The sequence below is a fragment of the Vibrio sp. 1CM23M genome (assembly GCF_023161755.1).
GTDB lineage: Bacteria > Pseudomonadota > Gammaproteobacteria > Enterobacterales > Vibrionaceae > Vibrio > Vibrio coralliirubri.
On the sequence record NZ_JALNTR010000010.1, the window covers coordinates 13,614 to 32,640 of the forward strand.

Annotated in this window: 18 protein-coding genes and 1 riboswitch; of the genes, 9 read left to right on the plus strand and 9 right to left on the minus strand. The window is 43.2% G+C overall.

All coding sequences use genetic code 11. From position 1 onward, the window contains the following. Positions 1–14: 14 nt before the first annotated feature. Entirely contained in the window at positions 15–713 is a 699-nt protein-coding gene (locus MSG35_RS20640) for an arginyltransferase (RefSeq protein WP_065677234.1), read from the minus strand. Further along, complete coding sequence (gene aat / locus MSG35_RS20645) at positions 713–1,423, minus strand: leucyl/phenylalanyl-tRNA--protein transferase (protein WP_048607327.1); 711 nt, start codon at positions 1,421–1,423, stop codon at positions 713–715. Before aat ends, MSG35_RS20640 begins: the two co-directional genes overlap by 1 nt. Positions 1,424–1,476: 53 nt before the next feature. On the opposite strand from aat, the gene MSG35_RS20650 reads away from it, so the two are divergent. Both MSG35_RS20650 and aroA read left to right on the plus strand, forming a co-directional pair. Next, positions 1,477–1,932, plus strand: a complete 456-nt coding sequence (locus MSG35_RS20650; protein WP_004736438.1) for a glycine zipper 2TM domain-containing protein — start codon at positions 1,477–1,479, stop codon at positions 1,930–1,932. A gap of 162 nt (positions 1,933–2,094) precedes the next feature. Continuing rightward, positions 2,095–3,375, plus strand: coding sequence for a 3-phosphoshikimate 1-carboxyvinyltransferase (aroA, locus tag MSG35_RS20655; protein ID WP_017062105.1), 1,281 nt, complete (start codon positions 2,095–2,097; stop codon positions 3,373–3,375). Positions 3,376–3,436: 61 nt separating this feature from the next. Here aroA and MSG35_RS20660 read toward each other — a convergent pair whose 3' ends face one another. Next, complete coding sequence (locus tag MSG35_RS20660) at positions 3,437–3,682, minus strand: YciN family protein (protein WP_017062104.1); 246 nt, start codon at positions 3,680–3,682, stop codon at positions 3,437–3,439. A gap of 439 nt (positions 3,683–4,121) precedes the next feature. Here MSG35_RS20660 and topA point away from each other — a divergent pair, with 439 nt between their 5' ends. From topA to MSG35_RS20680, 4 genes are all read left to right on the plus strand, one after another. Beyond that, complete coding sequence (topA, locus tag MSG35_RS20665) at positions 4,122–6,752, plus strand: type I DNA topoisomerase (RefSeq protein WP_050643790.1); 2,631 nt, start codon at positions 4,122–4,124, stop codon at positions 6,750–6,752. Between the two features lie 525 nt (positions 6,753–7,277). Beyond that, complete coding sequence (glgC, locus tag MSG35_RS20670) at positions 7,278–8,507, plus strand: glucose-1-phosphate adenylyltransferase (protein ID WP_080582251.1); 1,230 nt, start codon at positions 7,278–7,280, stop codon at positions 8,505–8,507. After that, on the plus strand, positions 8,497–9,951 hold the full coding sequence (gene glgA / locus MSG35_RS20675; protein ID WP_248384912.1) for a glycogen synthase GlgA: 1,455 nt from the start codon (positions 8,497–8,499) through the stop codon (positions 9,949–9,951). The genes glgC and glgA overlap by 11 nt, the downstream gene beginning before the upstream one ends. Positions 9,952–10,236: 285 nt before the next feature. Beyond that, on the plus strand, positions 10,237–11,034 hold the full coding sequence (locus MSG35_RS20680; protein WP_017062100.1) for an alpha/beta hydrolase: 798 nt from the start codon (positions 10,237–10,239) through the stop codon (positions 11,032–11,034). Positions 11,035–11,166: 132 nt separating this feature from the next. Here MSG35_RS20680 and MSG35_RS20685 read toward each other — a convergent pair whose 3' ends face one another. Further along, on the minus strand, positions 11,167–11,484 hold the full coding sequence (locus MSG35_RS20685) for a DUF2007 domain-containing protein (RefSeq protein WP_248384913.1): 318 nt from the start codon (positions 11,482–11,484) through the stop codon (positions 11,167–11,169). A 47-nt stretch (positions 11,485–11,531) separates the two neighbouring features. Beyond that, a complete protein-coding gene (locus MSG35_RS20690; RefSeq protein ID WP_248384914.1) occupies positions 11,532–12,212 on the minus strand; it encodes a TVP38/TMEM64 family protein in 681 nt (226 codons plus the stop codon). 379 nt (positions 12,213–12,591) lie between these two features. Between MSG35_RS20690 and MSG35_RS20695 the strand changes: the two genes are divergently transcribed. Continuing rightward, positions 12,592–12,951 carry a DUF3316 domain-containing protein gene (locus MSG35_RS20695; protein WP_248384915.1) on the plus strand — a complete coding sequence of 120 codons (360 nt, stop codon included), beginning with the start codon at positions 12,592–12,594 and terminating at the stop codon, positions 12,949–12,951. A 97-nt stretch (positions 12,952–13,048) separates the two neighbouring features. On the opposite strand, the gene MSG35_RS20700 is transcribed toward MSG35_RS20695, so the two are convergent. The 3 genes from MSG35_RS20700 to torD form a co-directional block, all read right to left on the minus strand. After that, a complete protein-coding gene (locus MSG35_RS20700) occupies positions 13,049–13,639 on the minus strand; it encodes a TfoX/Sxy family DNA transformation protein (RefSeq protein ID WP_019820997.1) in 591 nt (196 codons plus the stop codon). A gap of 127 nt (positions 13,640–13,766) precedes the next feature. Continuing rightward, positions 13,767–13,852: riboswitch (cyclic di-GMP riboswitch) on the minus strand. A gap of 170 nt (positions 13,853–14,022) precedes the next feature. Continuing rightward, positions 14,023–15,027: an HTH-type transcriptional repressor PurR gene (gene purR, locus MSG35_RS20705; RefSeq protein ID WP_017063507.1), complete on the minus strand. Its 1,005-nt coding sequence runs from the start codon at positions 15,025–15,027 to the stop codon at positions 14,023–14,025. 315 nt (positions 15,028–15,342) lie between these two features. Beyond that, positions 15,343–15,990, minus strand: coding sequence for a molecular chaperone TorD (gene torD / locus MSG35_RS20710; RefSeq protein WP_248384916.1), 648 nt, complete (start codon positions 15,988–15,990; stop codon positions 15,343–15,345). 285 nt (positions 15,991–16,275) lie between these two features. Here torD and torR point away from each other — a divergent pair, with 285 nt between their 5' ends. Then, positions 16,276–16,989, plus strand: a complete 714-nt coding sequence (gene torR / locus MSG35_RS20715) for a two-component system response regulator TorR (protein ID WP_017067841.1) — start codon at positions 16,276–16,278, stop codon at positions 16,987–16,989. A 166-nt stretch (positions 16,990–17,155) separates the two neighbouring features. On the opposite strand, the gene elyC is transcribed toward torR, so the two are convergent. Next, positions 17,156–18,007: an envelope biogenesis factor ElyC gene (gene elyC, locus MSG35_RS20720; protein WP_050651523.1), complete on the minus strand. Its 852-nt coding sequence runs from the start codon at positions 18,005–18,007 to the stop codon at positions 17,156–17,158. Positions 18,008–18,122: 115 nt separating this feature from the next. Here elyC and cmoM point away from each other — a divergent pair, with 115 nt between their 5' ends. Then, positions 18,123–18,908, plus strand: coding sequence for a tRNA uridine 5-oxyacetic acid(34) methyltransferase CmoM (cmoM, locus tag MSG35_RS20725; RefSeq protein WP_052879036.1), 786 nt, complete (start codon positions 18,123–18,125; stop codon positions 18,906–18,908). The last annotated feature ends 119 nt before the right edge of the window (positions 18,909–19,027 follow it).

Here is a 19,027-nt window from a genome sequence, read left to right on the forward strand (position 1 = left end):
AGTTGTCGCGTATTCTACCCTTGCCACCGCTGATTTACTAGCCTTTGATGACGTTGAAATCGTACTTTATAGTTCATCGCAGGGCATTCATCGATTTGATAACCCAAATATAACCATTGTTTTTGTTCTTTCTGGGCATGTTGGATCTGAAATAGAACGCCAAGTGTTCCCATCGAAATGTCTATATCAGGATCGAAGAAGGTATAAAACGCGCTCGTACAGTGAGCCATGATGTCGGTTACGGCGATACCAACCAACTTGTTCTCATCATAGATGTGCATGAACTTTGTAGTAAGCCACTCATTTTTAGAGAATTGTAGAAACTCTTCTTTCTTGGGTGGGTACATGGTTCCCGAACGGTGACGAGCGGTGATATAACGACTGTATAAGTCAAACCAGTTACCATCCATCTCATCTTTCAGTTCCCAACGCAGTGATTTCCCTTTGTTCAGGATCCGTCGTTGGCTTTTGGAAAGCTTTACCTCAGGAATTGAAAGACGAATTGCTTGGCATGCTGAGCAATTATCGCAATGTGGCTTATAAATAGTTGAACCACTGCGGCGAAATCCATTCGCAAGCAGAACTTCATAGTTATCTGAGGTGTGCATGTGTTCGTCAAGCGTGACTGCCACTCTCTCTTCGAGGTGAGGTAAGTAGCTGCAAGCGTGATTGTCTGTTAATCCAATTCTGATTTGTTGTAAATCTGGATTCATTAAGGCATTTCCTTTAGCCATTGGGTTTTAAAGCATGCATCGTTAACGGAGAACTCTTTGAGTAATTGCAGAGAACCTAGGAATTCATCCCTATCAACCTCGATAGCGCCTAAGGATTCCAAGTGAGGGTTCATGACTTGGCAATCAATCAGTTGTCCGCCGAATTGTGTAAAGTGTTCACAAAAGTACCACAGCGCAATTTTAGAGGCATTGGTCTTCAGGCTGAACATCGATTCACCGCAAAAGACTTGGCCTCTTTGTAAGCCGTAAAGTCCGCCGATCAGTTCATCATCTTGCCAAACCTCAACCGAGTGGCAGAAACCTAATGAAGCGAGTTTGCGGTAGGCTGACTGCATGTCGCTGTTTAGCCAGGTTTCTTCTTCGGGTCTTAGTGAAGAGCAATAACCAATTACTCTGTCCGTCGCTTGGTTGATGCTGACTCGGTAATTGTGCTTTCTTTGAAACTTTTTAAGACTTTTTGACGGTTCGAATGTCTTAGGATTAAATACAGCTCGCGGTGCAGGGCTCCACCAAAGTATAGGCTCACCTGGGCCATACCATGGAAATATACCTTGGCTATAAGCGTTTAAAATTCGCATTGGTGATAAATCACCACCGAAGGCGAGCAGACCGTTGGGTTCATCAAGCGCGTCGAAAGGCGAAGGAAACTCTATACTGGTAGTATCAAGTTCGGTTAGGTATATAGTCATAAGTACCGCATTACAGATTAATCACTGACCAAGAGGTCTTTAGGAGTTTTACCATGAAGAAGTTGCTTTGGATTTTACTTGTTTTGCCCATGTTGGCAAATGCAGCTTACAACAGAAACCAAGCTCGACCAGTAAACGAGGTGGTTTATGGTGAGATTGATACGGTCAGATACATCACTCAGCAAGAGATCGTTGAGTCGAAAGCGAATGGTTGGGAAACCTTGTTAGGTGCGGCGATTGGTGGCTTGATTGGTAATCAGTTTGGCGGCGGCACCGGTAAAGAAGTGGCGACAGCTGTCGGTGCAGTAGCGGGCGCGGGTATTGCTCGTAACCGAGGTAACACACAATATAAAGTAGAATACAAACTGGTCGAGTTATTGGTCAAAACCAAAGACGACAAGTTGGTTAACATTATCCAAGATGTCGATAACTCGATGCTGTTCAACCGAGGCGATGATGTACGAATTCTCTATTTTTCAGATGGTGTTCGAGTTGATCTCGTGTACTAGTATGCAAACACGACTGATTGGCTAATTAATCATCGGTTTGAGCGGGATTAGCTCTGGAGTTCGTTGGGAAAGTTCGTTAGTCTGCAAGTACGAAGAATTATTCATCACCCGAAAATAAATACGCGCCAGTGACTTCGGGTGGTACAAGGACTATAAGATTTAATGGAAAGCCTTACGTTACAACCAATTCAAAAAGTGAACGGGGAAGTTAACCTACCTGGTTCAAAAAGCGTTTCCAACCGTGCACTTCTTTTGGCTGCACTTTCTACGGGAACCACTCGCCTAACAAACTTGCTAGACAGTGATGATATTCGTCATATGTTGAATGCATTGACTCAGTTAGGTGTTGATTACCAGTTGTCTGCAGACAAAACCGTTTGTGAAGTGACAGGTGTTGGTGGTGCATTTTCAAGTGACAAAGCCCTCGAGCTTTTCTTAGGTAACGCGGGTACGGCGATGCGTCCGTTGGCGGCTGCACTATGTTTAGGTCGCGGTGAATACGTTCTTACTGGTGAGCCGCGCATGAAAGAGCGCCCAATTGGCCACTTAGTAACAGCACTGCGAGAAGCCGGTGCCGACGTTGAATACTTAGAGAACGAAAACTACCCGCCATTGAAGATCACAGGTACCGGTCTGAAGAGCGGTACGGTTTCTATCGACGGTTCGATCTCTAGTCAATTCTTGACGGCATTTTTGATGGCTGCGCCTTTAGCTGAAGGTGAAGTGACCATTAAAATTGATGGTGAATTGGTTTCTAAACCTTACATCGATATTACGCTGCACATCATGAAGCAATTTGGTGTGGACGTGATCAATAACGATTACCAAGAGTTTGTGATTCCTACCGGGCAATCTTACTCGGCACCGGGTGATTTCTTGGTTGAAGGTGATGCATCATCTGCGTCATATTTCCTTGCAGCCGCTGCTATCAAAGGTGGTGAGATTAAGGTCACTGGTATTGGTAAAAACAGTATCCAAGGTGATATCCAATTCGCTGATGCGCTTGAGAAAATGGGTGCGGAAATCGAATGGGGTGACGACTACGTTATCTCTCGTTGTGGTGAGCTTAAAGGCATTGATATGGACTATAACCATATCCCAGATGCTGCGATGACTATCGCGACAACCGCATTGTTTGCGAAAGGCACAACGGCAATCCGTAATGTCTACAACTGGCGTGTGAAAGAGACAGACCGCTTGGCTGCAATGGCAACAGAGCTACGTAAAGTCGGCGCTGAAGTGGAAGAGGGTGAAGATTACATCATTGTTAACCCTGTGGCTGAACTGACTCACGCGGCGATTGATACTTACGATGATCACCGTATGGCGATGTGTTTCTCGCTGGTTGCCTTGAGCGATACGCCTGTGACGATTAATGATCCAGGTTGTACGTCAAAGACATTCCCTGATTACTTCGACAAGCTGAAAATGCTAAGTCTATAAAAATGCTTATTATGTAAAGGTTTAGGAACAAAAAAGCTTGCCTAAGTGGCAAGCTTTTTAATTATTGCTGAATTGTAAATTCTTTCGAAAGGTGGTGCGCTAAGTATTTAAACATGTTAAATACCGCGGTTGTATTCTCGGTCGGCATTCCATTGCTGTCTAAGAAGTATTCACCTTTGAAGACGAGTACATCGTCTTTTTCTACTACGCTGTTTGCGCGCATGCCTTCAATGTAGTCATCATGTGATTGGATAATTTGGTTTGCGATAAGCAGTAAATCAAATTCTGCTATTACTTTCTTTGTCATGAGTTTATCTCTGATAACTGAATATAACGTTGAGTTTATGGTGTCGAACTAGAAATTCAATGATTTCACAACCGATTAAGAGAGTCTTTTCAAACATCCACAATTTATTTTGTGATTTACGGCAAAAATAATTGAATGGGGCTCGCGTTAGATTCGCGGACAAGCTTAGTATGAGCCCGTTTAGACGTAATGCCTGATGAATAGGCTCTTGCAAGTATTCTTAGTGAGTACTTTATAGCTTCTTTATATTGTGACCCTTTTATCTATGAGTCGTCGAATTGTCGAGCGATCAGATCTAATTTTGAAAAAAGCGGTTGATCTTCTAGTAATCTCGCACAATAGTAAAAAAAGAAGCAATGAATTTAGAATATCATGCGTAAAAGCCCACAAGCTAAATTGTTGGTGCTGAAGCATCGTGATTAAGGACGTTAGAGTCAATATGGGTAAATCGCTCGTTATAGTGGAGTCGCCAGCCAAGGCTAAAACTATCAATAAATATCTTGGCAAAGACTTTGTCGTTAAGTCGAGTGTAGGTCACGTACGTGATTTACCAACGGCGGGTCAAAGTACTGGTCAAAAGGCTGCTGCAGTTTCAACCAAGGGTATGAGCCCAGAAGACAAAGCTCGTATCAAGAAAGAAAAAGATCGCAAAGCTCTTATTAAAAAAATGGGTATCAACCCATATAAAGAGTGGGAAGCGAACTACCAAATCCTACCTGGTAAAGAGAAAGTTGTCGCTGAATTGCAAAAACTGGCTGAGAACGCAGACCATGTTTATCTCGCAACCGATTTGGACCGCGAAGGAGAAGCTATCGCATGGCACCTTCGTGAGATCATCGGTGGCGATGAAACGCGATACAAGCGAGTGGTTTTTAACGAAATCACCAAGAATGCTATTCAACAAGCTTTCGAAACTCCAGGTGAGCTAAACATTGATGGCGTAAACGCGCAGCAAGCACGACGTTTTATGGACCGTGTTGTTGGCTTTATGGTGTCACCTCTGCTTTGGAAAAAAGTAGCACGAGGCCTGTCTGCTGGCCGTGTTCAATCAGTAGCGGTAAAACTACTGGTAGAGCGTGAGCGCGAGATCAACGCCTTTATCCCTGAAGAGTTCTGGGATGTGCATGCTGATACTAAAACTGCAGAGAAAACCGACTTTAGACTGCAAGTAGCGCAGAAAGACGGTGTTGCGTTTAAACCTGAAAATGAAGCGCAAACACAAGCTGCTGTTAGCGTTTTAGAAAAAGCGCAATACGAAGTATGTAAACGTGAAGACCGCCCAACAAAGAGTAAGCCGTCTGCACCTTACATCACGTCGACGCTGCAACAAGCGGCGAGTACGCGTCTTGGTTATGGCGTAAAGAAAACCATGATGCTGGCTCAACGCCTGTATGAAGCGGGTTACATCACTTATATGCGTACTGACTCAACCAACTTGAGTTCAGAAGCTGTAGAAGCCGCTCGTGAATACATTGGTTCTGAGTACGGCGCGCAATACCTTCCACCTAAAGCACTTGCATACGGCAGCAAAGAGGGCGCTCAAGAGGCCCACGAAGCGATTCGTCCTTCAAGTGTAGATGTTAAGTCGGAAGATCTAAACGGCGTAGACGCAGACGCACACAAGCTTTACTCGCTAATTTGGAATCAATTCGTAGCGTGTCAAATGACGCCAGCTCAATACGATTCAACGACAGTAAGCGTTAAAGCAGATGAGTACACGTTGAAAGCGAAAGGTCGTATCCTTAAATTTGATGGTTGGACTCGTGTTCAGCGTCCAATGGGTAAGAACGAAGATACGATCCTTCCAGCAGTACAGATCGGCGATAAGCTTGATCTGATCGCGCTAGACCCTAAACAGCACTTCACTAAGCCACCGGCTCGTTTCACTGAAGCGGCGCTAGTTAAAGAGCTTGAGAAGCGTGGTATTGGTCGTCCTTCAACATACGCATCTATCATCTCGACGATTCAAGATCGTGGTTATGTAAAAGTTGAACAGCGTCGTTTCTATGCTGAGAAGATGGGTGAAATTGTTACGGACCGTCTAGACGGGAGCTTCAACGACCTAATGAACTACGACTTCACTGCTCGTATGGAGCAGAAGTTGGACCAAATCGCAGAAGGAGAAGCAAGCTGGAAAGGCGTGCTGGATAACTTCTTTGAAGATTTCACTGGCGATTTGGAAAAAGCGGATCTTGATGAAGACGCTGGTGGCATGAAGCCAAATCATATCGTGGAAACCGATATTGAGTGTCCGACTTGTAGCCGTAAAATGGGTATTCGTACTGCTTCGACAGGCGTATTCCTTGGTTGTTCTGGTTATGCGCTTCCACCAAAAGAGCGTTGTAAGACAACAATCAACCTGGGCGATGAAGAAGGCATTATCAACGTGCTTGAAGAAGACGTTGAAACAGCAGCACTTCGAGCTAAAAAGCGTTGTCCTATTTGTGAAACGGCAATGGATGCTTATCTAATCGATGATAAGCGTAAGATGCACGTATGTGGTAACAACCCGAACTGTGAAGGTTATGTGGTTGAGCACGGCGAATTTAAAGTGAAAGGCTACGATGGTCCACTTGTTGAGTGTGACAAGTGTGGTTCTGACATGGTTCTGAAGAACGGTCGTTTTGGTAAATACATGGATTGTACCAATGACGATTGTAAGAACACTCGTAAGATTCTGAAAAATGGCGAAGTTGCGCCACCGAAAGAAGACCCGGTACATTTCCCTGAACTTCCATGTGAAAATTCAGACGCGTACTTTGTTCTTCGTGATGGTGCTTCAGGTCTATTTATGGCTGCAAGCAACTTCCCTAAATCACGTGAAACACGTGCGCCATTAGTGGAAGAGCTGGTTCGTTTTAAAGACCGTATCTCACCTAAGTTCCAATACCTAGCATCAGCGCCAGTTGCTGACCCTGATGGTAAGCCGACAGTGGTTCGTTTTAGTCGTAAGACTAAAGAAAACTACGTTCGTACTGAAGTAGATGGAAAACCGTCCGGTTGGACTGCGTTGTACATCGACGGTAAGTGGGAAGTTACGGATAAGCGTAAAAAGCCGAAAGAGAAGTAACTGAACGTTATTGATGAAAAAGCAGCCTAATGGCTGCTTTTTTTTTGATCTCAATATGACTAATTATGCAACTTGTTGACTTGGTGTTTCGTCGGCGGGAATTTATTAAATTCACACCGCGAAATAAATGACGGCAATTAATCACATCTTCTTATGCAACTTTAATGAGAGTGTAACTTAATTAAAATATTGTAACTCACAGATCAGCGTTTAGTTGTATACCTGATGTGTGTCGGGTGTTAATGTAATGTTTCATCTGGACGGTGTAGTGTGAGCTGCTTTAAGTCTTAGGAAAGCAATCAGCTTACGTACCACAGAATGGCGTATTAAAAATTGAATTCGGCCGAAAAGTCGATAACGTATATAAAACCAAGTGCAAAGAATAGTGCACACATAACAACGTTTGGCTTAGGATATTGTCACTGTATGTGAATGGATATTCGCTAAATACCGAAATAAGTGTTGGTGCTCATCCCCCAGAGGAAGATACCTCTACGAGTACTAACATCGACAAGCTATAGATATATGGAGAATAAAATGGCTGGTGTATTGGGAATGATTCTTGCTGGTGGTGAAGGCTCTCGCTTAAGACCTTTAACTGAATCTCGCAGCAAACCCTCGGTTCCTTTCGGTGGTAGTTACCGCTTAATTGATTTCGCTTTGAACAACTTCGTTAATGCTGATCTAATGAAGATCTACGTATTAACACAATTTAAGTCACAGTCACTGTTCCACCATATGAAAAAAGGCTGGAATATCAGTGGTATAACAGACCGTTTTATCGACCCAATTCCTGCGCAAATGCGTAAAGGAAAGCGTTGGTATGAAGGCACAGCAGATGCTATCTACCAAAACATGGGCTTTATGGAGTTGGAAGAACCTGATCAAGTATGTATTTTTGGTTCAGACCATATCTATAAGATGGACATCAAACAGATGCTTGATTTCCATAAAGAGAAGAAAGCGGCTCTAACAGTATCAGCATTGCGCATGCCGCTTGCTGAAGCATCAGAATTCGGTGTTATTGAGGTTGATGCTGACGGCCGTATGATTGGCTTTGAAGAGAAACCTGCAAATCCGAAGTCGATTCCGGGCGATCCAGAATCAGCGCTTGTTTCAATGGGCAACTACGTGTTCGAAGCGAAAGAGCTTTTTGCTGAACTAACGGAAGATGCTGATAGAGAAGGTTCGACACATGATTTCGGCAAAGATATTATTCCAAACATGTTCCCACGTGGTGATGTGTTTGTTTATGATTTCAGCACCAACCGTATTACTGGTGAAAAAGAAGAAGTTTACTGGCGCGATGTAGGTACGATTGACGCGTACTGGCAAGCGCACATGGACCTTCTTAAGAAAGATGCGCCATTCTCGCTATACAACCGTAAATGGCCTCTACACACTTATTACCCGCCACTACCACCAGCTACGTTTACTGATTCGGCAAATGGTCGAATTCAGATCATTGATAGCCTTGTGTGTAGCGGTAGTTATGTACGTGGTTCGCGTATTGAAAAGAGTGTACTGGGCTTCCGCAGTAATATCGCATCAGCGTGTGATATTAGCGAAAGCATCTTACTCGGTGATGTAAAAGTGGGTGAGGGTTGTATCTTGCGCCGCGTTATCATTGATAAAGACGCAGATATCGCACCGGGTACACAGATTGGTGTAAATCTGACAGAAGACAAAAAGCATTACCACGTATCTGACGATGGTGTCGTAGTGATTTCTAAAGGAGCACGAGTTGGTTACTAAGACTCTCTCGGTACTTTTTGTAGCGTCTGAAGTTGAAGGCTTGATTAAAAGTGGTGGCTTGGCTGATGTAGCCAAGGCACTGCCGAAAGCGTTGCAAACACTCGAACAGGACGTTCGAGTGACTATCCCCGCATATAGAAACATTCCAAACATTGATTCAGCAGAAGTTATTTTATCGACTGAACTCGATCATTGGCCTCATACGGCTTATCAAGTTAAAACACTGAGCGTAGAAGGCGTTCCAGTTTTTGGTATTGAATGTGCCAAGTATTTCGACCGCTCGGAAATGTACGCAGAAAACAATCAAGCTTATGCTGATAACGGAGAGCGCTTCTCGTTCTTTAGTGCAGCCTGTCTTGATATGCTTCCTAAGCTTGGTTTTCAACCGGATATCATTCATGCAAATGACTGGCATACTGGTTTCGTTCCTTTCTTGCTTAAATCGCGTTATCAACAACACGATTTCTTTGAAAATACGCGCAGTGTTATCTCGATTCACAATGCGGTTTTCAAAGGTGTGTTCGCATACGATGAACTTCAATTCCTGCCAGAGATGCACAGTTACCATGCGCCTGAAGCTTCAGTGAGTGACACTCATGTCACTATGCTAAGAGCTGGCGTGATGTGCGCGGATAAAGTGAACGCGGTAAGTCCTACCTATGCAGAAGAGTTGAAAACGGAATTAGGTAGCCACGGTATGGCTGCAGAATTCCAACACAGATCGGCTGATCTGTTCGGCATTTTGAATGGGTGTGATTACGGGGCTTGGAATCCGGAAACTGATGCTTTCCTACCTCGTAAATACAAAGCGACCAAGCACAGCATGGCTCGCGGAAAATCAGCTTGTAAGCAAAAACTGCAGCAAGATGTAGGTTTACCCGTTGCCGATTGCGCAGTTTATGGCATGGTATGTCGCCTTACGAATCAGAAAGGTGTTCATTACTTACTGCCGATCATCGAGCAGTTCTTGAAAAATGATCTTCAGATCGTGATTGTCGGTACTGGCGATCCGGTTTTGGCGAGTCAATTGAAAGAGCTATCAGCGCTTCACTCAGATAAGTTCTCGTTCGTGGAAGCGTACAATAATGAACTTGCGCACTTGGTTGAAGCAGGCTCTGATTTCTTCTTGATGCCTTCTGAATTTGAACCGTGTGGCTTAAACCAAATCTACAGCATGGCTTACGGTACTTTGCCGATTGTTCGTTCTGTGGGAGGTTTAAAAGACAGCGTGAATGATTACGATCAGGATCCTGAAGTCGCGACTGGGTTTGCTTTTGAAGAGCCAACACCGCAAGCGTTATTGGCTGTGTTACATCGTTCATTACTGCTTTACGCACAAAACCCATCTGAAATTAAGCGTGTTCAGCTTTATGCGATGCAGCAAGATTTTAGTTGGGAAGATGCGGCTAAAGAATACCTAACTATGTACCATTCAGCATTTTAACTTGTTGACTTAACTTTAAAATTAGCTGGCGAGCAACAACCGCTCGTAATAAATGAAGGCGCTCTAATTGTAGAGTGCCTTTTTGTTTCCTGGTCAGATCACATCACGTTTACGAAGACAAAGCTTGCAAACTCATTTTAGTCAGGTAGAAAAGGTGAGGTAGGTATTCACATGACTAATGATAGGTTTGACACTATTATCACTTAAAGTTCTTAATAGCGTGATATCCTTAGTCATCGCCTCGTGATGAGGCATAGCTCCATTCTAACAATTAAAGCGATAGGTATGTCTGAGAGTTTACTATTTCATAAAACATTTACTCACCCTACGAGCGATGAGTGGGTTGTATTTGTGCATGGCGCAGGAGGCAGTTCCTCCATCTGGTTCAAGCAGATCAAAGCGTATAAACAGCATTTCAACTTACTTCTCATTGATCTGAGAGGGCACGGTAAATCAGACAATATACTTAAAGGGCTGATTTCGAATCGTTATACGTTCAAATCGGTGACGCTTGATATTCTTAAAGTGTTAGACCATCTTAAGATCCGTTCTGCACATTTCGTTGGCATGTCTTTGGGCACGATTATTGTGCGTAACGTTGCCGAGTTAGCGGCTGGCCGTGTACGTTCAATGGTACTGGGTGGTGCCGTGACTAAACTCAACACTCGCTCTCAAGTGTTAATCAAGTTGGGTAACCTCAGCAAGCACATCATTCCTTACATGTGGTTATACAGCCTTTTTGCTTATGTTGTGATGCCACAAAAAAGCCAAAAAGAGTCTCGTCATCTTTTTATCCGCGAAGCTAAAAAGCTGTGTCAAAAAGAGTTTAAGCGTTGGTTTATCTTAACGGCTGATGTAAACCCATTGATGAAGTATTTCAAAGACAGAGAGCTACCAATACCGACTCTTTATTTGATGGGTGAACGTGACTACATGTTTATTAAGCCTGTAAAAGAAATGGTCGCAGCACATGAGTCGAGCGAGCTAGTCGAAATCCCGAATTGTGGACACGTATGTAACGTGGAAAACCCTGAAGAGTTTAATCAGCGTTCGATTGCGTTTATTCAAAAACAAATTCAGTGATTTTCTAGGCGTGAAATCAAAGATGATGATTGAATCGAATTGAAATAAAAACGGGAAGCTAACTTTAGCTTCCCGTTTTTATTGGGAGGAGGTATCTGACCGAATCGCTCTAATAAGTTCATTGAACAGTTGCTATTCAGGTGAGGCAGCACCGCACTGCCAACAAGAGCCGAATTGCGCTTCGTTGACTTCATGACATTCACCACAACGCCACTCTTCATAGATGATCGAATCTTGCTGCTTTTGGTAGTCATTGACGAGCGTGCGAGCTTTACTGGCCAATTCTGGCTCATATAACCATACGTAAGGGTCAGTTTCTTCAGTGAATGGGATTTCCCCTTTCAATCCGAACAACCCCTCGCCACGGACTTCACAGGCAATATTCTCGCTTTCTAACAACCCACAGATGATATGAGCTTCTGTCGGATTCGATGCACTGAAGATTTTCATTGAATTAGAACCTTATTCGGCTATCTGTGTTATTTAACTATTATAAATTATTCAGCTACGGGCGCTGAACGAAACTTACCCATCAACCATTTAGCCACTATTGGGAATATCCCCAATAACGCAAATGACAATAGTACTGAAGGGGAGACGATGCCCGAAAGTGAATCAATTTCTGCGAGCTGAGTACCAGCATTCAAGAAAACCGCTGTCCCCGGTAACATCCCGATTTGACTCGTAATGTAGTAACGACTCACTGACATCGGTGTTAGACCCATCAATAGGTTGATAAGGAAAAATGGGAATACAGGAATCAGACGCAGAGAAAACAGGTAAAACGCGCCGTCTTTTTCAACCCCCTTGTTAATCGTCGCCAATTTGTCACCAAACTTGGTTTGAATCCAGTCACGTAACAGGTAACGGCTACTTAAGAAGGCTAAAGTAGCACCGATCGCACTTGCGAAAGATACCAGTAGCAAGCTGTTCCAGAAGCCAAATAGCGCGGCCCCCAATAGGGTCACAACAGCGGCACCAGGAATGGAGAAAGCCGTAATCATGACATACGCGACAAAATAGATAGCGGCAGCAGCAATAAAGTTGCTGTCAATGTAGTCATTTAACACAGCTTGTTGGGCCTTAGCATTTTCAAGCGTTAAGTGCTGGCCGAAATTGATGCCTAACAACACGATGGCTACGACCAACACAATACCCAATATCATTTTCTTACTCATTGATACTTCCTCTAAATTTTCAATGCATACCGATAGTATAGATAGACAGGCAAAGCATAGATTAACTTTCACGAGTTAATAAAAAACTATTTATTCTAGACGATGGATCAGGGGCAAACAGCTAGCTTAATTGCTCAGTCTTATGTTGCCGACAAGTATTGGCGGAATAGAGGTGGAAAAAGATTCGTTGATTAGAAGGTTGTGACTCTCTGCTAGGGACTTGTTTTGTATGCATTATTTTAATAGCGATAATTTGTACCACGTAAAAAGTAACAAAAATTTGAAAGAGTTTTGGTCTTGGCGCGTTCTATATACGTAACAATCGTGGCATGAAGATTGTTTTAGATAATTATTCAGGCAGACAACTAAGGAGCTAGCTATGAAATTATTATCAATGGTTACGGTTATTGCTACAACAGGCCTATTCTCTTTCCAAGCCATGGGATCAGGCGTCTATCACCGGGCGGCTGTTGAGTCCAAAATCTTTAAAGGCGATGTAGTGGCAAGCCAATCACAGGCTTACGAATCTGGAAAAAAAATCTGGATGGATATAAATAGTAAGCGCTCATACGAATTGAGCAAAATCTTACCACAAGCCTCTGAAAAAGTAGATGTACGCTCGTTTGAAATCAAGAACGGCACCATCAAAGTAAAAGAAATAATGGATTCCTCTGGACAAATTAACTTCATTCCGATGGTTAAAGTGGATTACAAATACTACTACCGTCCATCTTTTTGATCACAGTGGTCCAGCTATACACAAGACTAGTTTTGTCGACATAAAAAAAGCCGCAGTAAATGCGGCTTAGTTATGTATATAGATTGCACTGACAAAGTTAATTGACGCGATTGATAAGCTCTTCGCGACGCTGCTGCGGTATAACTGACCAATGTGTACCATTGATCGCGCCTTCTAGCGCCCAAAGTAGTTCAATACTGACAGAAGACGCATGCGATTCTTTGATGGCGTTAAATGCGTTTACAGAGCCAGATTCATATAAACGTTCTACAGAATCGATCCCTGCCTTTTTCAACATACGCTCGGTAGCGAGTCGAAGATTAGGCAGATCTTTGAGTCGGGTCGGCTTAGCAGAAGACTGCTCAGCTTTTTCTTCTTTAGCAAAACCTAGAGACGTGGTTGCAAGCTGCAAGATTTTCTCTTGATCTTGCCAGAGGCCTTCAGGTAAAGCGAAATATTTAGTAACAACAGGGAAACCACGTTTTTTGTAGACGTACGGTTGAAACCCTTGTTGTTCGAATTGTTTCGTTGTGCCTTTGTCTGCGCGTATGTGCAACTGGTCATTTACAACCAGAGCAAACATAGTGTCATCAGCAAAAAGACCGAAGCCACCAAACATTGAGCGTGATTTTATTTTTCCTAGGGACTCAAATAACTTCATCGAGTCCTTTAGTATCGGTTTATCCATGTTATTTATCTCGGTGTATTTGAACTACGCCACCAAATAAGCAGGTCCGAGAGATTAGCAAAATGTTGCAATTAAATTGTCAATAAGCCGTAAATTACTAAATTATTAGTAGTTACTGCATTTTGCCATCGGTAACCCCGCTACCATACCAACGAGTGGTTTAGGCCGGAAGCTTTGCGTCTCACTCTTTCGAGTGGTTTGCCCTGTGCGTGACTGATTGAATAGAATAAAGTTTTTGTTGAATGAAGCTCACAGTTGATATTTCAAAATGTGATATTGCTTCAATTAATGATCTTTTCGTTGTGCATCTGGGTTCATTATAGTTGCTGATAAAAAAAGCGCACCTAAAGGTGCGCTTGATGAAATTAAACTCGAATTATCAATTAATTTAACGTCTTAACTGTACTTCGTTCAACAATTTCAGGGTGCATTTCGAAGACGCGTTTTTCGTGGTCTTTGTCTTTGATGCGCTCCAATAGAATTTCGAATGCATTCTTACCAACACGACGTTTTGGTTGGTGAACTGTCGTTAACGGCGGAGAGAAGTATTCAGCGAGTTCGATGTTGTCGTAACCGATCACTGAGATATCTTCAGGAATGCGGATGCCTTTTTCTTGCAGTCGGCTCATTAAGCCGAGTGCCATTGTGTCGTTAAAGCAGAATACCGCCGTTGGACGATCTTCCATCTCAACGATTTGTTCTGCAGCAAGAACAGCCGTATCACACTCGAAGTTGCCTTCGATGATCATATTGTCATCGGCAGAAATCTTAGCTTCGTTAAGTGCGCGCTTGTAACCGGCAATACGTTCAACACATGCTGCTTTGTCTAAGTGGCCACTTAAACATGCAATCTTAGAGTGACCGCGTTCAATAAGGTATTTGGTCGCTAGGTAGCCACCTTCTTCTGAGTTATCGATGATCTTATCAGCTTGAGAACTCTCTGGGCCCCAGTCCATAATAACTTTAGGGATGTCAGCGTGACGGTCTAACATCTCTCTTAGTTCTTCAGTTAGGTCAGAACACATAACTAAGATGCCATCTACACGTTTCTCTGCAAGCATTCGAATGTAGTCACGTTGCTTCTCATAGATACCGCCCGTATTACACAGGATCAAAGTGTAACCTTGACGGTAGCAGTAGCTCTCAACACCATCGATAACTTCAGAGAAGAATAGATTAGTTGATTGAGTCACTAGCATGCCGATGGTGCGTGTTGTATTACACTTCAAGCTACGAGCAACAGCACTTGGTGCATAGTTCAGTTCATCTACGGCTTTGTTTACTTTTTCTTGAGTTGCTTCTGCAACAAAGCGAGTTTTGTTGATTACGTGAGAAACGGTTGTTGTTGATACGCCGGCTAAGCGAGCGACATCTTTTATAGTGGCCATGGTTTTATCCTATTAGAAGCTACTTTCCCAAAGTACGGAATAAAGTAGCCGTTAAGCTACCTAACTAAGAGCTTAAATTTGTAGGGCTCTTTGGGTACCAAAGTGCTAAAAAACAAAAAACCGCTATTGAGCGGCTTGTCTTAACACCGAAATGCTCTGAACTTTAATAAGCATAGCATTTCGTGAATGTTTCATATTTTATCGTTTGCGGTCACAATTTTAGACTGACTAGAAATTACTCGCAATAAAATTCACCCAGAAATCCGGGTGAATTGTCACATTCTACTGAATTTATTTACCTAGTCATCCAATAAGCTATTCACCAGCTAAATATTGAGTGTCTAATTGACAGAATGCGAGTAGCAAAGATGAGACACTAGCGTAGAAACCGAATTCATCAACGTCATGACATTTCACGTTGAACTTTGGTATCCAAGTCAGCAATTGTTGTTCGATAAACTGCTGTTGAACGGCAAATGAATTCTCTAGCTCTTCTTCAATATCCGTTTCGTTTGAACGAATGATCAAGTTACCAAGGAAATCGAGTTCGATAGCAATGTGGTCTGCTGGCTCTTTTAGATCTTGGTTCACGACTAAGTGGTGCTTAGCCATGATCTCTTCCATATCTTTTGCTGGCTTATCATTCAAAAGGCCAGTTTCGCCGATATACATAGAAGCGTAAGGAAGAGCACCGTGCTTATCTGTCTTTAAGAAAAGATCGCAAAAGTCTGCAGACAGTTCTAGTTGAGCATCTTCACGTGTTTGTAGGCGGTTCAGCGCGTCCACTAACTTATCAATCGCTGGCTTTAGTGTTTCATTTTCGCCTAAACCAGTTAGGAAAGAACGAATTTCAACAGAGTGGTAGTGATCGAGTTCTTCTTGAGTGAGCTCTTTGGCAAATAAGCTTGATAGCCACCAGTATATTTCTGCTCTTTGCTCGTTGAACGCTTTCGTATCTTTCATTTGTTAGATCCTGACTTAGTCTTGTGATGTTGCTTATATGCATCTTGAAGTCACTTGGGCATAAGCACACCAAGGCTGAATAACAAGGTTATTTGCGAAACGCAAAGTTACTCGTTAGTAGTAATGCCTATATTGAATTGCGATGGACGATAAATAGCAAGGTTTAAGATTGTCTTGTATCAAAAAAAATCCATGTTTCTGGCTTTTATCTTCTGTACCACTAGAATTGTTACTAGTTATGAATAGAATAGTCACTGAAACTATTAAATAAGAAAAGTGGTGTAGATGAGCTATCACGTATTAGTCGTAGAAGATGATGTGGTAACCCGCAGTAAACTGGTTGGATACTTCCAGAACGAGGGTTACACAGTGAGCGAAGCAGAAAGCGGCGCTCAAATGAGAAACGTGTTAGAAGAAAACAACGTTGACCTCATTATGCTGGACATCAACTTACCAGGCGAAGATGGATTGATGCTAACTCGCGAATTACGCAGTCAATCAGACATTGGAATTATTTTAGTTACTGGACGCACGGATAGCATCGACAAAATCGTTGGCCTTGAAATGGGCGCTGACGATTACGTTACTAAACCCTTCGAACTTCGCGAGTTATTAGTTCGAGTTAAAAACCTACTTTGGCGTATCTCTGCTGCTCGTAAAACAGCAGCGGGCGCAGTAGAAGAAACATCAGATGAGTCTGTGGTTCGTTTTGGTGAGTGGACATTTGATATTCCTCGTCGTGCGCTAAGCAAAAACGGCGAACCGGTGAAACTGACTAAAGCAGAATACGAACTGCTAGTGGCTTTGTCTTCTTACCCTAACCAAGTATTAAGCCGCGAACGTATTCTGAATATGATCAGCCACCGAGTAGACGCACCTAATGACCGTACCATCGACGTACTTATCCGTCGCATGCGTGCAAAAATGGAATTTGACCCGAAGAACCCGCAAATCTTTGTGACGGTTCACGGTGAAGGTTACATGTTCGCTGGTGATTGATTTCCTTCGGGAGTGATTAATCAACAACGACATTTAAACGTAAAAAGCCGAGACATCATTGATGTCTCGGCTTTTTTATTACTCAGCTTTTACTGGTAACGACCAGAGAATCTACAAATACTTGGCGACTCTGTATGCTTAAGATGAGTTTAAAGATTCAATGGGCTTACTGAGGCTGAGCCGCAGAAACTTTACCGTCATCTTCAATTAAGCTGGAAGCTTCTGGAATAACAGGCTCTTCAACAATGTCATTGCTTGTATCTAGCCAATCACGCAGGCTTTGCCAAACCAATCCCATGGTTTCGTGCCAGTAACGCTCAGTCTGCTCAAGGTAAAGAGCTTTTGGCATGTACTTGTTCCAAGGCTCAACAATACCTTCTTGTGCAAGGTAGTTAGTTGGTGCCGGCAGTGGTTTCATTCCAGCAGCATTGAATTCGTTCAGTGCGCGAGTCATATGGCTCGCTGAAGTCACCAACACCATTCTTTTATTCTTAACGAACGCAGCGGCTTGGCGGGCTTCTTCCCAGGTGTCTTTTGCTGTTTCAAGCAGAATGATGTCGGGCTTTGCTACGCCAAGTGCTAATGCAACTTTAGCCATCATTCTTGCGTTACTGACTTCAGTGCCTGCGCCATAGCCAGACAAAATGAGTTTTGCACCAGGGTAAAGACGTAGAATACGAATCCCTTCGCTTAAACGCATCAGGCCGGTGCGGCTAAGTTCTGATGTCGGTGGAATTTGGTCGTCTACGACGTGACCACTTCCGAGAACCATCACGTAATCGACGGTTTCATCGACAGGTAAAAATGCGGTGTGTTGCCTTTCCATTGGCATTAAAAGTTGACTAGAAACTGGTTGGAAAGCGATTAGGAAAATACCACATAGGGCTGAGAGGGTGATTAGGCAACCAGTCTTCCTTTTGGTAGTAAACATCACTAGGGCTAAACCCAGAAAAGCGAGAATTAACATTGCTGGCAGTGGCATCAATAGCGAAGACACTACTTTTTTCAGCTCAAACATATCCGAATAGTCCGAAAAAACATCACTTAGTAGTAAAAAGAGACATCGCCTCTTTATTCCTGAAATTCCTGTGACAGAATAGCAGGCACGATAGGACATAATAACTCAAGTAGCCGTGACTGAAGACCGTAATTTCGACGATATTGCCCACAAATTTGCAAAAAATATTTACGGCTCTGACAAAGGAGAGATCCGTCAGATCATCGTGTGGGAAGATTTAGAACAAGCTTTGAGCAAATTTGAGCAATCAGCTTCGCCGCTGCATGTGCTTGATGCTGGAGGCGGGCTTGCACAGATGTCGCAAAAAATTGCCGCGCTTGGGCATAACGTTTCTCTGTGTGATCTCTCTTCTGAAATGCTGAAGCTCGCAGAAGAAAGTATCAGCGAAGCGGGTTTGCTAGAGCAATATCGATTTATTCATTCACCGGTACAAAAAGTCGCAGAACATCTCGATGAGAAAGTCGATTTTGTGATGTTTCATGCCGTAATGGAATGGTTGGCCGATCCTAAAGAGGCGCTTGATTTATTGCTTGAACAAGTTAAACCGGGTGGCGTTGCCTCGATAATGTTTTACAACCACCACGGATTAGTCCTGAAAAATGTGATTTGTGGCAACATTCCTCATGTATTGAATGGGATGCCACATCGAAAACGGTTTAAGCTGCAACCACAAAAAGGCTTGAAGCCGGAAGAGGTTTATCAATGGATAGAAGACGCTGGTCTAGAAATCTGTGGTAAATCAGGCATTCGCTCTTTCAGTGACTACATAGGTAATATGGAGTACATGGGCGATTACCAATTTGAAGATGTATTGGAACTGGAAAAACAGCTATGTCGCCAAGAGCCATATCTGTCACTAGGCCGTTATATTCACGTTTGGGCTCAAAAACCTGCGCAATAACAGCGGTGAATGTGGTAAAAGAAGCCACAACATGCGCTATGCAATCGTAAGAAGCCCGCGTCATAAAGAAATAGGCGTCATATCTAATACATTCGATATGACGAAGAACAGTAACAGGA

Coding starts and splice junctions, on each gene's coding strand:
- MSG35_RS20640 (WP_065677234.1), bottom strand. CDS start 713: ATGAATCCAGATTTACAACAAATCAGAATTGGATTAACAGACAATCAC.
- aat (WP_048607327.1), bottom strand. CDS start 1,423: ATGACTATATACCTAACCGAACTTGATACTACCAGTATAGAGTTTCCT.
- MSG35_RS20650 (WP_004736438.1), top strand. CDS start 1,477: ATGAAGAAGTTGCTTTGGATTTTACTTGTTTTGCCCATGTTGGCAAAT.
- aroA (WP_017062105.1), top strand. CDS start 2,095: ATGGAAAGCCTTACGTTACAACCAATTCAAAAAGTGAACGGGGAAGTT.
- MSG35_RS20660 (WP_017062104.1), bottom strand. CDS start 3,682: ATGACAAAGAAAGTAATAGCAGAATTTGATTTACTGCTTATCGCAAAC.
- topA (WP_050643790.1), top strand. CDS start 4,122: ATGGGTAAATCGCTCGTTATAGTGGAGTCGCCAGCCAAGGCTAAAACT.
- glgC (WP_080582251.1), top strand. CDS start 7,278: ATGGAGAATAAAATGGCTGGTGTATTGGGAATGATTCTTGCTGGTGGT.
- MSG35_RS20680 (WP_017062100.1), top strand. CDS start 10,237: ATGTCTGAGAGTTTACTATTTCATAAAACATTTACTCACCCTACGAGC.
- MSG35_RS20685 (WP_248384913.1), bottom strand. CDS start 11,484: ATGAAAATCTTCAGTGCATCGAATCCGACAGAAGCTCATATCATCTGT.
- MSG35_RS20690 (WP_248384914.1), bottom strand. CDS start 12,212: ATGAGTAAGAAAATGATATTGGGTATTGTGTTGGTCGTAGCCATCGTG.
- MSG35_RS20695 (WP_248384915.1), top strand. CDS start 12,592: ATGAAATTATTATCAATGGTTACGGTTATTGCTACAACAGGCCTATTC.
- MSG35_RS20700 (WP_019820997.1), bottom strand. CDS start 13,639: ATGGATAAACCGATACTAAAGGACTCGATGAAGTTATTTGAGTCCCTA.
- purR (WP_017063507.1), bottom strand. CDS start 15,027: ATGGCCACTATAAAAGATGTCGCTCGCTTAGCCGGCGTATCAACAACA.
- torD (WP_248384916.1), bottom strand. CDS start 15,990: ATGAAAGATACGAAAGCGTTCAACGAGCAAAGAGCAGAAATATACTGG.
- torR (WP_017067841.1), top strand. CDS start 16,276: ATGAGCTATCACGTATTAGTCGTAGAAGATGATGTGGTAACCCGCAGT.
- elyC (WP_050651523.1), bottom strand. CDS start 18,007: ATGTTTGAGCTGAAAAAAGTAGTGTCTTCGCTATTGATGCCACTGCCA.